Genomic DNA, 14,859 nt, shown 5'->3' on the forward strand with positions numbered 1-14,859 from the left:
ACATGAGGTCAACAAGCCGCAGCAACGCATTTTGCGGCAACAGTGATTTCGACTTGGGGCAGTTGGAGCCGGAAGATGAAGCGGAGCGGACCGCACAGCGTTCTGAGGTGCTGGCTTTTTGGCACACTGGCAGCCCTGACCCCAACGCTTGTTTCCGCACTTGAAACCAGCTTGACAGCGCCCGGAGCTTCCGAGGACCTCGTTGATAGGCTTGAAGAAACCTCTTCTGTGCTCAATGCGGACTCGCGAGGTCTGGATACATCACTTGAGATCCTTTCGGCCGCGTTGTCCGATTACCGCACCATCGTGCAGATCATGTACGATGAAGGATATTTCAGCCCGGTGGTCAGCATCAAACTGGACGGTCAGGAAGCGGCGAACATCAACTCTCTGAACGTGCCCGCACAATTCAGACGCGCCGCGATAACGGTGCAGCGCGGTCGGCGGTTCAAATTCGGCACAGCCGTGGTGCAACCTCTGGCCCCTGATACGGTGCTGCCCGAAGAGTTCGCCACCGGCAAACGCGCCACAACCGGCGCGATCCAGCAGGCTGCCTCGACGGGCGTACAGGGCTGGCGCGATGCGGGTCATGCCAAAGCCGGGGTTGCCGATCAAAAAGTCATCGCCCGACATGCGCAGGCGCGTCTGGATGCGACGATTGATCTGGCTCCCGGGCCGCGACTGACCTTCGGCAAGATGATCATTCAGGGCGACACACGGGTCCGGCACGAGTCGATCGAAAAAATCGCTGGTTTCCCGTCGGGCGAGGTCTACTCGCCTCAGCAGGTGCAAAAGGTCGGTACACGGCTGCGCCGGACCGGAACGTTCAGCGTGGTGTCGCTGCAAGAGCGGGACACCCCCAACCCCGATGGCACGCTGGATTTCGACGTCACATTCGAGGACCTGCCCCCACGCCGACTGACCTTCGGGGCCGAGATCGCCTCACGCGATGGCGTGGACCTTACGGCGACATGGACGCACAGGAACGTTTTCCGCCGCGCCGAGCGTCTGCGGTTCGAGGCCGCCATCCGCAACATCGGCGGGGCCGAGGACATTGACGGACGTATCGGCCTGCGTCTGGATCAGCCCGACCGTCTGGGCCCCGATGACAACACGTTCTGGAGTGCCCTGCTGGAACGGCGCAATACTGAAAACTACAACGTCACCGTCGCCTCGCTGGCTTACGGTGCGCGGCGCACCTTCTCGGACCGGTTCTATGCCGAAGCCTCGGCTGGGTTTCAGTATTCCGACGCGGACGACGCATTCGGCGATGGACGCAAATTCCGATATTTCATCCTGCCATTCCGGTCCGAATGGGACGAGCGCGACAGCAAGGTCAGCGCCACGCGCGGTTATTTTCTGGACGCTCAGGTGATGCCGTTCATCGGGTTTTCGGAAACGGATACCGGTTTGCGCATGTTCTTTGACGGGCGCACCTATAACGATCTGGGCACCAACGGGCGGCTGGTGCTGGCGGGGCGGGTGCAACTGGGCTCGGTTCTGGGGCCATCGCTGGACGGCGTGACACCGGATTTCCTGTTCTTCTCGGGCGGCGCGGGCACGGTTCGGGGTCAGCCTTTCGAAAGCCTCGGCATTCCCATCGGGGACGGGGTCGCGGGCGGCAAGTCCTTTCTGGGACTTTCAGCCGAGGTGCGCGGTCGCGTGACCGACGCGATCTCATTGGTCGGGTTCTACGACTATGGCGTGGTCGACACTTCGTCCTTCATCGGCAGCGGATCCGAAGAACACGCTGGTGCGGGCATCGGTATCCGGTATGATCTGGGGGGCTTTGGGCCTTTGCGCTTTGATCTTGCTGTACCGGTTCAGGGCGACACCGGCACAGGGTTGCAATTCTATCTTGGGATCGGACAGGCCTTTTGATGCGTCGCGTTGCATATCCCCTGCTGCTGAGTTCGGTGGCTTTCGCCGCCCCCGTGGCCGCGCAGGACGAAGACGGCGGCAGCATGATCGAGCGTTTCCTGCAAGACACCCTGTCGGGCGACGACCAGAATGTGCGCGTGATCGGGTTGCAGGGCGCGCTGAGTTCCCGCGCCACCATACAGGAGATCACGGTTGCCGATGACGAAGGCGTCTGGCTGACCATCAAAAACGCCGAGCTGGACTGGAACCGGCTGGGGCTTCTGCGGGGGAGGTTCTCGGTCAACGCGCTGACGGCGCAAGAGATCGATATCGCCCGCGCGCCCGGCACGACGACCAAAGAGGCCCCCCCACCCTCGGCCGAAACGCAACCGTTTCAACTGCCCGAACTGCCAGTCTCTATCGAGATCGGCGAGCTGCGCGTAGACGACCTGTCGCTGGGGGAGCCACTGATCGGGGTGGCCGCTGATCTGCAGGTGAACGGGAACCTGTCGCTGGCAGACGGCGCGCTGGACACCACGCTGGAAATCGACCGGCTGGACCGGGCCGGGGACACGATTGACCTGACGGCGGGCTTCGACAATGCGAGCCGCCAGATTGATCTGGACCTGACCGTCGCCGAAGCCTCGGGCGGGTTGATCGCGACCGCGCTGGGCGTGCCCGACACGCCGCCCATCGAACTGACGGCCAAAGGGTCCGGGCCTGTCAGCGATTTTACTGCCGATATCGGCCTCAGCAGCGATCAGCAGTTGCGCGTCACCGGTCAGGTCCGGTTGCGCAGCGCAGAAGAGGGTGGGACCGCCGCCGATGGCATCGCCTTCACCGCCGATCTGGGCGGCGATCTGACGCCGTTTATGGCCGAGAACATGGACACGTTCTTTGGCACCGACACCAAGCTGTTCGTCGATGGCCGCACCCATCCCGACGGCGCGCTGGATATCTCGGATATCGAAGTCACCTCGCAGGCGTTGGAGCTGAAAAGCCAACTCAGTCTCGGCGCGGGCGGCACGCTGCAACTGGCTGCGCTGCAGGGCCGGATCACGCCGCCCGAGGGCGATAGTGTTGTGCTGCCCATCAGCGGTGGCGACACCTCGATCGGTGCGGCGCAAATCTCGGCGCTGTTCAATGCCGAGAATGGCAATCTGTGGGACCTGAGCCTGACCGCAAACGCGGTCTCGACGCCCAATCTGAAACTGGATCACGCACGCATCACCGGTCAGGGCGCTTTGGATCAGAGCAACGGGCTGTCGGTCGATGGCGATCTTCAGGCGGTGCTGGACGGGCTGGATATGGCCGACCCGGCGCTGGGCGTGGCGATAGGCGATCAGATCACGCTGGACGGCCAGTTCGATTACGGCAACGACCAGTCGCTGGAGCTGTCGGGGTTCGAACTGGTTGGTAGCGATTATACGCTGGACGCGGATGCGGTGATCAGCGGTCTGGCGACCGGGCTGCAGGTAGATGGCAACGCCACGTTGCGGGCCAGCGACCTGTCGCGATTCTCGGCTCTGGCGCAACTGCAACTGGGCGGAGAGGCCGCGATCCGGGTGCAGGGCAACGGCTCTGCGCTTGAGCGCAGCTTTGACGGCAAGGTTGTGGTTAGTGGGCGCGACCTGTCCACCGGGCGCGACGATATCGACCCGGTGATCTCGGGCGAGACCGAGATCACGCTGGACGCCAAGCGCGGCACCGACGGCGTGACCATCCGCGAATTCGCCATCAGCAGCGAGGCGGTGACCGCACAAGCCAGCGGAACGGTCACCACGCCGGATGGCAATGTCTCGATCGACGGGCAGGCCAGCGTTAATGCATCGGACCTGTCGGTGTTCTCAGGTCTGGCCAAGCGCGAACTGGCCGGGGCCGTTCAGGCCCGGCTGGATGGCAAGGGCACCGTGCAGACCCTGGAATTCGACGGGCAGGCCAGCGTGATCGGCACCGATATCCGAACCGGGATGAGCGATATCGATCCGCTGCTGACGGGCCGCACCACGATCAACTTTGACGGTGCGCGCTCGGATGATCAGATCGTCATTCGCAGCGCGACGATCAATGGCAAAGCCCTGACCGCCGAGGTCGCGGCGACGATTGATGACCCGACGGGTGAGCTTACCGTGGACGGTTCCGCCAAAGTGAACGCGCCCGATTTGTCGCTGTTTTCGGGGCTGGCAGGGCGAGAGTTGGCCGGGTCAATCAAGGCCGATCTTACGGGTCAGGGTGCAAAAGGTAGCAAGACCTTTGATGTGAAGGGCAGTGTTACGGCGGATGATATCGGCACCGGTATCGATCTGGTTGACGGGCTGGTGCAGGGCCGCACCACGCTGAACGTGGACGCGGTGAATGACGATCAGGGCCTGAACATCCGCACCTTCCAACTGAACGGCACGGCACTGACCGCCGATGCGTCGGGTCAACTGGACCGCGACGCGGGTGGGCTGACCTTTTCGGCGGCGCTGGACGATATGAACCGCCTCTCGCCCACCCTGTCCGGCCCACTTCGGCTTGAGGGAAACGTGGCCCCGACCGCCTCGGGGCTTGAGGGCACCGCGCGACTTTCGGGGCCCGAAAGCTCGTATGCCAGCCTATCGGGCAGCGTCGACACAAACGGTGCCGCCGATCTGGATTTTGACGCCCGGCTCAACCGGATCGAACGGTTTGCCCCCGATTTCCCCGGCACCGTCTCGGTCACGGGCACCGCAAAACGGGACGCGGGCAAATGGACAATCGACGCCAGGGCCGAAGGCCCGGCCCAGATCAACAGCACCGTTGCAGGCACGTTCGACGAAACCAGCGGCACCGCCGATCTGAAAATGCAGGGTGGCGTCAATATCGGCATCGCCAACGCCTTTATCTCACCCAATAGCCTGCAAGGTACGGCACGCTTCGATCTGGCCCTGAACGGAGCACCGTCACTGAGCGCGCTCAACGGTACGATCTCGACCTCAGGCACTTCGATGGCGCTGCCAGAAGTGGGTCAGACGATCACCGGCATCTCGGGGGCCGTCACGCTGGCGCAAAGCCGCGCGACGATTGATCTGCGGGGCGGCGTCCGCGCGGGCGGAGGCTTTACGGTCACTGGCCCCGTCGACCTGACACCGCCCTTCAATGCGCAGATCACCACTGCGCTCAACAATCTGGTGCTGACCGACAAGCTGCTTTATGAGACCACACTCAACGGCCAGATCGCACTGACGGGGGCTTTGGCGGGCAACAGCGCGATTGCCGGGCAGATCAACTTCGGCGAGACCAACATCAACCTCGCCGCCGCCGCAGGCGCCGTCGGTGCGGCCCCAATCCCGCCGATGGAGCATCTGAACGAAAGCCGTGCCGGGTTCCTGACCCGCGAACGCGCCAATCTCGTCGAAAGCGAAAACGCCGAAAAAAGCAACTCGCGTATCGCATTGGACATCAATCTGCTGGCCCCGAAGGCAGTCTTTGTCCGCGGTCGGGGGGTGAACGCCGAGCTTGGCGGGCGGATCAATATCGGCGGCACCACGACAGCCGTGGTCCCATCCGGCCAAATCGAATTGATCCGAGGCAATTTTGACATCCTCGGCCGTCGATTGGCACTGACCAAGGGGCTTGTCACTCTGCAAGGTGACCTGACCCCTTATATCGAGTTTGAATCCTCGACCAGCACATCCGACGGCACCGCGACCATCGAAATCGCGGGTCCGCTGGATTCGCCGGAAATCGACGTATTCTCGGACCCCGAGCGCCCCACGGAAGAGGCGCTGGCGATGTTGCTTTTCGGCAATCGTTTCTCGGAACTGTCGCCCTTCGTCATTGCGCAGATGGCAGCTTCGCTGGCGCAGCTCAGCGGTGCAGGAGGGGACGCGACCAAGGGTGTACGCGACGCAACCGGTGTAGATACCGTTGATATCGGTGCTACATCCGGCGGTGCCGGGCGTCTGGGCGCCGGAGCTTATCTGAGTGACAATCTTTACACCGATTTCACCGTCAATACCGAAGGCGATACCGAGGTCAACCTGAACCTGGATGTGACCGATAGCTTCACAGTCCGAGGCACGGTGGATGGGCGCGGCGAAACCGGTCTGGGTATTTTCTTCGAGCGTGATTACTGACGCGCCGCGCTCAAGCGGCCGCAAATCGACACTGTTTTGCACACCGGAGATGCGCGTAAAAAAGGCGACCAAAGGGCCGCCTTTCCAAAGTTGCTTAGCGCTCGTTTTATTCTGCCGCGATGGCATCCTCGATCTTCTCGACGCGAATGGCCGAGAACTTGAATTCGGGGATCTTGCCATAGGGGTCGATCGCCGAGTTGGTCAGGATGTTCGCAGCCGCTTCGACATAGGCAAACGGGATAAACACCATATCCTCGGCAATGGCCCGGTCGGCCCGCGCCATGATCTCGATCGAGCCACGACGGGTGGTCAAGCGGATCATCTCACCCGGTTCGATCCCCATCAGATTCAGCGTGCGGGGATTGAGCGAACAGTTCGCCTCGGGTTCGACAGCGTCCAGAACCTTGGCGCGGCGGGTCATTGACCCGGTATGCCAGTGTTCGAGCTGACGGCCGGTCGTGGCGATCATCGGGAACTCGTCATCGGGTGCCTCATCGGGCGGGATGACGCTGGCCGGAGTAAACCGGGCTTTCCCGTCCGCACGCGGGAAGCCATCGCCGAATACGATAGACTGACCGGGGTCAGTTTCGCTGAGCGATGGATAGGTGATCGTCTCGGCCTCCAGACGCTCCCACGTGATGTTATCGAGTGAATTCATCGTCAACTTCATCTCGGCAAAGACTTGGGACACATCGGTATAATCCCAGTTCAAACCGATGCGCTGCGCCAATTCGACCGTGATCGCCCAGTCCTCGCGCGCCTCACCCGGAGGCGGCACGGCAGGGCGCACGCGCTGTACCTGACGGTTGGTGTTCGACACGGTGCCGTTCTTTTCATACAGCGCCGAGGCAGGCAGGATGATGTCGGCATAGTTCGCCGTCTCGGTCAGGAAGATGTCCTGCACGATCATCAGGTCCAGCTTGGCCAGCGCATCGCGGGCGTGGTTCACATCCGGGTCGGACATGGCCGGGTTTTCACCCATGATGTACATGCCCTTGATGTTGCCCTGATAGGCCTGATCAATGATCTCCGTCACCGTCAGACCCTTTTCGTTTGAAAAGTCGTCCGAATTCCAGACCTCATTGAATTTGGCGCGGATGCCGTCGTCGGTGACAGTCTGGTAGTCAGGCAGGAACATCGGGATCAGACCCGCATCCGAGGCACCCTGCACGTTGTTCTGACCGCGAAGCGGGTGCAGACCTGCACCGGGTTTGCCAACGTTGCCGGTCATCAGAGCCAGCGAGATCAGGCAGCGCGAATTGTCGGTGCCGTGAATGTGCTGGCTGACGCCCATCCCCCAGAAGATCAGCCCCGCCTTGGCCTGCGCAAAGGTGCGCGCGACGCGGCGCAGTTGGTCCGGCTCAATGCCGCAGATTGGGGCCATCGCTTCTGGCGTGAACTGGCGCAGATGCTCTTTCTCGGCTTCCCAGTTCTCGGTCCAGCGGTGGATATACTGGCTGTCATAGAGCTCTTCCTCGACGATCACGTTCATGATCGCGTTGAGCATCGAGACATCTGCACCCGGACGGAACTGCAGCATTTCGTCGGCGAACTTGCGCATGCCAACGCCGCGCGGGTCCATCACGATCAGCTTGCCGCCACGCTTGGCGAACTGCTTGAAATAGGTCGCCGCAACCGGGTGGTTTTCGATCGGGTTGGCCCCGATGATGATCGCCACATCCGCGTCCTTGATATCGTTGAATGCAGCGGTCACCGCGCCCGATCCGACGTTTTCAATCAGCGCAGCAACAGAGGACGCATGGCACAGACGGGTGCAGTGGTCGACATTGTTGTGACGGAATCCCTGACGGATGAACTTCTGGAACAGATACGCTTCTTCGTTGGTGCATTTGGCCGAACCAAAACCTGCAACGCTGCGCGGGTCTTCGTCGCGCAGGGCCACCAGTTTGGAGGCCGCGAGGTCCATCGCCTCTTCCCAGCTCGCTTCGCGGAAATGGGTCGACAGATCGCTTGGATCGACGTTCAGGCCCTTTTCGGGGGCGTCCTCGCGCCGGATCAGCGGCTTGGTCAGGCGGTGCGGATGGTGGATGTAATCGAACCCGAACCGGCCCTTGACGCACAGGCGGCCTTCGTTGGCGGGGCCGTTGATGCCCTCGACATATTTGACCTTACCGTCCTTCACCTTCAGCGAAACCTTGCAGCCCACGCCGCAGAACGGGCAGACGCTTTCAGTTTCGCTATCGTAATCCTTGCTGTCTCCGCGCTGTTGGTCATCCAACACGGTGGCAGGCATCAGCGCACCGGTCGGGCAGGCTTGAACACATTCGCCACAGGCCACGCAGGTCGAATCGCCCATCGGGTCGTTCTGGTCAAACACCACCTGCGCGGTATGCCCGCGACCGGCCATGCCGATCACGTCATTCACCTGCACTTCGCGGCAGGCGCGGACGCACAGGTTGCAGTTGATGCAAGCATCCAAATTGACGCGCATCGCCACGTGGCTGTCATCCAGCAGCGGAATTTTCTCGGCCTCTTTCGCCGGGAAACGGCTGTCGCTGACATCACTCAGCTTAGCCATGTCCCAGAAATGGCTTGAGGTATCGTGCGCCTCTTCCGGTTGATCCGCGACCAGCAGCTCCATGACCATGGCGCGCGATTTCTCGGCCCGTTCGGTGTCGGTCTTGACCACCATACCGTCCGCCGCAGGGCGGATGCACGAGGCGACCAGAGTGCGCTCACCTTCCACCTCGACCATACAGGCGCGGCAGTTGCCGTCCGGGCGATAACCCGGCTGCGGTTTGTGGCACAGGTGCGGGATGGTGAAACCCTGACCCTTGGCGGCTTCCCAGATGGTCCAGCCCTCGGGCACGGTGACATCTTCGCCGTTCAGGTTGAAGGTGACGGTCTTTGTTGGGCTTGCGTCTAGCATGGCTCTGTCTCCCCTCAGATTTCGTCAGCGAAATGTTTCATGACAAGGCGGATCGGGTTCGGAGCCGCCTGCCCCAGACCGCAGATCGAGGCGTCGCCCATCACCTGACAAAGGTCTTCCAACAGATCGGTGTCCCATTTGTCAGCCTGCATCAACTTGACCGCCTTTTCGCAGCCTGCCCGGCAGGGGGTGCACTGGCCACAGCTTTCATCCTCGAAGAACCGTAGCATGTTCAGCGCCGCATCGCGCGCAGTATCCTGATCGGACAGGACCACGACAGCGGCGGAGCCGATGAAGGTGCCATGCGGCTGCAGCGTGTCGAAATCCAACGGGATGTCGTCCATCGACGCGGGCAACAGACCAGAGGAAGGACCACCCGGCTGATACGCCTTGAAGGTCTGACCTTCGGCCATGCCACCAGCGGCTTCGATCACGTCCAGAATGGTCGAGCCCGCAGGCAGCAAGTAAACACCCGGCTGCGCCACCCGGCCCGAGACCGAGTAGCTGCGCAGGCCTTTGCGGCCATTCTTTTCGGTGCTGCTCAGGCATTCCGGCCCCTCGCGGCAAACCTTCGTGACCCAATACAGTGTCTCGACATTGTGCACCAAGGTCGGGCGGTTAAAGACCCCAACCTGCGCCACAAACGGAGGACGATGCCGCGGCAGGCCCTTCTTGCCCTCGATCGATTCAATCATCGCGGATTCTTCACCGCAGATATAGGCACCCGCACCCCGGCGCAGGTCGATATAGCCGGGCTCAACAATGCCAGCCTCTTCCAGCGCAGCAATCTCACGCCGCAGGATTTCCAGAACCGCCGGATATTCGTCGCGCATGTAGATAAAGCAAGTCTCGGCCTCGACCGCCCAAGCGGCGATCAACATGCCCTCAAGGAACACATGCGGCGTGCGCTCCAGATAGTAACGGTCTTTGAACGTGCCGGGCTCGCCCTCGTCTCCGTTCACGGCCAGGTAACGCGGGCCTTCGTTCATCCGAACAAAGCCCCATTTTTTGCCCGACGGGAAGCCCGCACCGCCCAGACCGCGCAGGCCCGAGGACAGGACGTCGTCCTGCACCTTCTCCCAATCGCCGCCCGCGCGCAGCTCTTTCAGCTTTGCGTAGCCGCCATTGGCCTCATAGGCCGCGAAGGTTTCGTAATCGGGCACATGTGCATGGGTGTCATCGGCAGCAATCGCGGCCTGTACCTTCTCGGGGGTCGCATGGTCGATATGGTTGTGGCCAATCTCAAGCACCGGAGCTGTATCGCAGCGGCCCATGCAGGGCGCGCGAACAACACGCACCTCGGACGGATCCAGACCATCTTCCAAAGCCTTCTGCAATTGCTGGGCGCCCGCCATCTCACAGGAGAGGGAATCACAGACACGGATCGTCAGCGCGGGCGGAGGTGTTTCGCCCTCTTTCACCACGTCGAAATGGGCATAGAAGGTCGCGGTCTCATAGATTTCGGCCTGACCAACCCGCATCTCAACCGCCAGAGCGGCAATGTGATCGGCGCTGATATGGCCGTGCGCATCCTGAATCAAATGCAGGAATTCGATCAGCAGATCACGACGGCGCGGGCGATCGCCCAACAGGCGCGCGATCTCGGCCTGCGCCTCATCCGTGAATTGACGGCCTTTGGGCGTGTGCCGCCCCTTGCCTTTACCTGACTTCCAGACGCCTTTGGGTGCGCCCGATGGCTTGGTGTCTAATGGTGCCATGATGCCCTCCGATTCAGGCCCCGTGTCTCATCAGATCAGCATATCGTCAAATCGCATATTTCAATCGCACGATAACGACATCTTATCACCGTAAGGAGGCGACAACGGCCCGTAGCGCCTCGACCGTTGGCAATTCCGGATCACGGCTGAGCGTGGCCAGACAGATTGGCTTGCTGACCACAGGATCGATCAGAGGCAGCACCTTTGTCCCTTTCAGATCCCCCAGCGCCCGCACCAGAACCCGGGGCACAACCGTGGCTGCCAACCCCTCGCGCGCCATGACCATCGAGGCGGTGAAGCCGCTGGTTTCCGCCACCACATGGGGGTGCAGACCCTGTTCGGCGAAGATACGGTCAAGAATACGCCGGTTCTGCATCTGCGGTTCAAGCAGGCTGATGGGAAATTCGGCAACCTGCGCCCATGGGATCGGACCGGTTTCCCCGGTCATATGGGATGGGATCAACAGGACATAGGTTTCTTCATAAAGCGGCTGAACTTCACGCAAATCGGTTCCGATGCTGTCGCCATAGGTGATACCCGCATCCAGACTGCCCTCATCCAGCCGGTGCTGAATGGCGGTGGCCGACATGGTCTCGATCCGCGCGACGATGCGTGGATGGGCGTCGCGCAGCCGCTTGATGAGCCGACCGGTAAACGCGATCGCAGTCGGAATCACCCCAAGGATCAGTGTCCCGGTGATCTCACCCTTCGAGGCCAGCACCTGTTGTTCCAACGCCTTGGTCTCATCCAGAATACGCCGCGCCCGCAGGACGATCATCTCGCCCTCTTCGGTCAGACCCTGAAACCGGTTGGCGCGGCGCACGATTGAGACGCCGAGCCGGTCTTCGAGGTTACGGATGCGCATGGAAAAGGCCGGCTGTGAAATCCCGCACTCTTCGGCCGCTTTGGCAAAATGGCGATGCCGCGCAAGGGCGCTGAGGAGTTGGAGGTCGCGGATTTCGATCATTTGGAGTTTCTCTGGGTCACGCCAAAAATCAGTGTAACCGCTATTGCGCCAACGGAAAATCCCCTGGCAGTGATCAGGTCAGCCGCAGGACGTAGACATTGTTTAAATACCCCTGATCCCCGATCCGGAACTGGGTCTCGCCGATCTGCTCAAAGCCCCAAGCAAGGTAGAACGCAATGGCCGGGGTGTTTTCGGCGTTGGTCGTCAGCCAGACCACGTGTTCCTGCTGATCCCTGCAATGTTGCAACGCAGCCGCCAAAAGGCGTTTGCCGATACCTTTTCCGTGATGGCGCGGCTGTACATAGAAGGTGGCGATCTCCATGCCCGACCAACCGTCCACCGGGGCATCGCGCGACGAGGAGACTCGGATGAACCCGTCTATCCCCTCTTGATTTTCCGACACCACAAGGAACTCTTCAGGGTCAGAAATCTGGTTGCGGATCTTGGCTTGCGTGAATTCTGACAGAGCGTAATCGGCAAAAAAGCCGCTGACGCCACATTTGAGATATGTACCTACCCACACCTCGATCGAGATCGCCGCAATGCTGGAGGCATCCGACAGTTCTGCCGCACGCAGGGTCAACGCGCTATCAGGTGTTGAACAAGAAATGCATCACATCGCCGTCCTTGACGATGTAACCCTTGCCCTCAGCTCGCATTTTACCCGCTTCTTTCGCCCCCTGTTCACCATTCGCAGCGATATAGTCGTCATAGGCGATGGTCTCGGCGCGGATGAAGCCTTTCTCGAAATCACCGTGGATGACGCCTGCGGCCTGCGGCGCGGCAGTGCCGGTGCGGATGGTCCAAGCCCGGGCCTCTTTCGGGCCGACGGTGAAATAGGTTTCCAGCTTCAGCAGGTCGTAACCGGCGCGGATGAGGCGGTCGAGACCGGGTTCTTCCAGACCCATTTCCTCAAGGAACATTTGCGCCTCGTCATCTTCCAGCAGGCTGATCTCTTCTTCGATCTTGGCGCTGATGATCACGTGCGAGTTGCCCTGCGCTGCGGCCATTTCCGCGACCTTGGCGGAATACTCATTGCCCTCGGCGGCTTCCTCCTCGGACACGTTGCAGACGTAGAGCACCGGTTTGGTGGTCAGCAGTTGCAGCATCTTCCACGCCTTGACGTCTTCGTCTGAGACCTCGACCAGACGGGCGGGCTTGCCGCTTTCCAGCATCGCCTGCGCCTCAGCCAGCAAACGGTCCTGCTGTGCCGCTTCTTTGTCGTTGCCTTTCAGCTTACGCACCAGATTGGCGCGCCGCTTTTCGATGCTTTCCAGATCGGCCAGCATAAGCTCGGTCTCAATCGTGTCGGCATCGGCCACCGGATCAACGCGACCGTCCACATGAGTCACGTCACCGTCTTCGAAACAGCGCAGCACGTGGGCAATCGCGTCGGTTTCACGAATATTGGCCAGAAACTGATTGCCCAACCCCTCGCCTTTCGACGCCCCCTTCACCAGGCCCGCGATATCCACAAAGGTCATGCGGGTCGGGATGATCTGTTTGGACGACGCAATCGCCGCAAGTTTGTCGAGCCGGTCATCGGGAACGGCCACGTCGCCCACGTTGGGCTCGATGGTGCAGAATGGGAAATTCGCCGCCTGTGCGGCTGCGGTTTTGGTCAGTGCATTGAACAGGGTCGACTTGCCTACATTCGGCAGACCCACAATTCCCATCTTAAAGCCCATCCCGGCCTCCTGCATAACACTAGCGCGCTGCTTCTATGCAGGTCTGGGGTAATGCGCAAGGTAGACCGCGCAGCGCAAACCCGAGTCCATTATGCCACATCACGAAACCGAGACCGTATTGTGTTCTTGCCTCCATTGAAAATGCGCACTTAAGCTCACCAATAAAAGACATATGAATAAACGACGGACTGAGTAGTGACGATGAAATCCCTTCTTGTTTTGGCCTTTACGCTGGTTGCAGCAAGTGCTGCACAGGCACAATCAGTAATTTTTGGCGCAGGCTATGCGGATTTTTCCGCAGCGGACGCGGATGATCAGGCCGTATTTTCGCTGGAATACCAGCACCGCCCGTTTCACGAGGCAACGCGTTTCAGCGCAACATGGGGCGCGGCGCTGACCGTCGATACCGATGGCGATACTCATCTGGGCGCTGGTCTGGTCGGGCTTTATAGCTTCGCGGACCGCTGGTTCGTCGAGGGCAGCGTCTTTCCCGGGTACTATAATGAGTCAAACGCCGCGAACGATCTGGGCGGCGAGTTTCAGATTCGCAGCCTTCTGGGCCTTGGGTACACGCTGGACAGCGGCAACAAGGTCTCGGTGGCGATCACGCATATCTCGAACGCCAGCACACAATCGGACAATCCCGGCGTGAACTCGGTCTTCCTGAGATATCACTACGCGTTCTGAGCAAGCGGGATTGATTTTCGGGCCAAGTTTCTGCACATCAGGTCCAAACCTCGTGTGCAAGGACATCTGATGACCCGTATCGACGCCAAATTCGCCGCCCTGAAAGCCGAAGGCAAGAAGGCGTTTGTCGCCTATATCATGGCGGGCGATCCCGACTATGAAACCTCGCTTGAGGTGGTCAAAGGCCTGCCCGGCGCAGGCGTGGATGTGATCGAGCTTGGCTTGCCTTTCACTGATCCGATGGCGGATGGCCCGACCATTCAGGCCGCAGGGCAACGCGCTCTGGACGGCGGGATGACACTGCAGCGCACGCTGGATCTGGCACTGGCCTTTCGTGAAACTGATAACGTCACCCCGATTGTGCTGATGGGATACTACAATCCTATCTATAGCCGCGGCGTCGACACCTTCCTTGAGGATGCAAAATCAGCCGGCATCGACGGGCTGATCGTGGTCGACCTGCCGCCGGAAGAAGACGCCGAACTCTGCCTGCCCGCGCAGGCCGCCGGGTTGAACTTTATCCGACTGGCCACGCCCACCACCGACGACAAACGCCTGCCGCGCGTACTGCAGAATACATCAGGGTTCGTGTATTATGTCTCGATCACCGGGATCACCGGAGCTGCCGAGGCCCAAGCCACTGATGTCGGGCCCGAGGTGTCTCGGATCAAAGACCAAACCGACCTGCCTGTCATCGTCGGATTTGGTATCAATACCCCAGAGAAATCCCGCGCCATAGCCAGCGTGGCAGATGGCGCCGTGGTCGGGTCCGCCATAGTCAGCAAGATAGGCGCAGGCAATTCGGTGTCCGAGGTTCTGGACTTCGTCAAATCTTTGGCTGACGGCGCCCACTCTGCTTGAGCTACAGGCTGAACTCTTACAAAAATCAGGGTGCCCCCAGCGAACATGAGTTCGGCTGGGGGTTTTCGTTTTCATACGGTCGGACAGC

9 protein-coding genes are annotated in these 14,859 nt (G+C 60.8%); 4 read left to right on the forward strand and 5 right to left on the reverse strand.

The genetic code is table 11. The annotated features are described in order from the left end of the window. Positions 1–75 precede the first annotated feature (75 nt). Together ACR0KM_RS02285 and ACR0KM_RS02290 are read left to right on the forward strand one after the other, a co-directional pair. The gene (locus ACR0KM_RS02285) at positions 76–1,881 is read left to right on the forward strand and encodes an autotransporter assembly complex protein TamA (RefSeq protein WP_480856814.1); all 1,806 of its coding nucleotides are present in this window, start codon (positions 76–78) and stop codon (positions 1,879–1,881) included. Next, complete coding sequence (locus ACR0KM_RS02290; RefSeq protein WP_480856812.1) at positions 1,881–5,960, forward strand: translocation/assembly module TamB domain-containing protein; 4,080 nt, start codon at positions 1,881–1,883, stop codon at positions 5,958–5,960. The genes ACR0KM_RS02285 and ACR0KM_RS02290 overlap by 1 nt, the downstream gene beginning before the upstream one ends. 106 nt (positions 5,961–6,066) lie before the next feature. Here ACR0KM_RS02290 and fdhF read toward each other — a convergent pair whose 3' ends face one another. From fdhF to ychF, 5 genes are all read right to left on the reverse strand, one after another. After that, positions 6,067–8,850 (reverse strand): formate dehydrogenase subunit alpha, encoded by a 2,784-nt coding sequence (gene fdhF, locus ACR0KM_RS02295; RefSeq protein ID WP_480856810.1) that lies wholly within the window; start codon positions 8,848–8,850, stop codon positions 6,067–6,069. A 14-nt stretch (positions 8,851–8,864) separates the two neighbouring features. After that, entirely contained in the window at positions 8,865–10,568 is a 1,704-nt protein-coding gene (locus tag ACR0KM_RS02300) for an NAD(P)H-dependent oxidoreductase subunit E (RefSeq protein WP_480856809.1), read from the reverse strand. Positions 10,569–10,653: 85 nt separating this feature from the next. After that, positions 10,654–11,535, reverse strand: a complete 882-nt coding sequence (locus ACR0KM_RS02305; RefSeq protein WP_480856807.1) for a LysR family transcriptional regulator — start codon at positions 11,533–11,535, stop codon at positions 10,654–10,656. A gap of 73 nt (positions 11,536–11,608) precedes the next feature. After that, positions 11,609–12,118 carry an N-acetyltransferase family protein gene (locus ACR0KM_RS02310; RefSeq protein WP_480856804.1) on the reverse strand — a complete coding sequence of 170 codons (510 nt, stop codon included), beginning with the start codon at positions 12,116–12,118 and terminating at the stop codon, positions 11,609–11,611. A 7-nt stretch (positions 12,119–12,125) separates the two neighbouring features. Further along, positions 12,126–13,223 carry a redox-regulated ATPase YchF gene (gene ychF, locus ACR0KM_RS02315; protein ID WP_480856801.1) on the reverse strand — a complete coding sequence of 366 codons (1,098 nt, stop codon included), beginning with the start codon at positions 13,221–13,223 and terminating at the stop codon, positions 12,126–12,128. Positions 13,224–13,424: 201 nt separating this feature from the next. Between ychF and ACR0KM_RS02320 the strand changes: the two genes are divergently transcribed. Beyond that, positions 13,425–13,910: an acyloxyacyl hydrolase gene (locus ACR0KM_RS02320; protein WP_480856799.1), complete on the forward strand. Its 486-nt coding sequence runs from the start codon at positions 13,425–13,427 to the stop codon at positions 13,908–13,910. 69 nt (positions 13,911–13,979) lie between these two features. After that, positions 13,980–14,771, forward strand: coding sequence for a tryptophan synthase subunit alpha (trpA, locus tag ACR0KM_RS02325; RefSeq protein ID WP_480856796.1), 792 nt, complete (start codon positions 13,980–13,982; stop codon positions 14,769–14,771). Positions 14,772–14,859 lie beyond the last annotated feature (88 nt).

It is taken from the genome of Ruegeria sp. G10 (assembly GCF_056533645.1).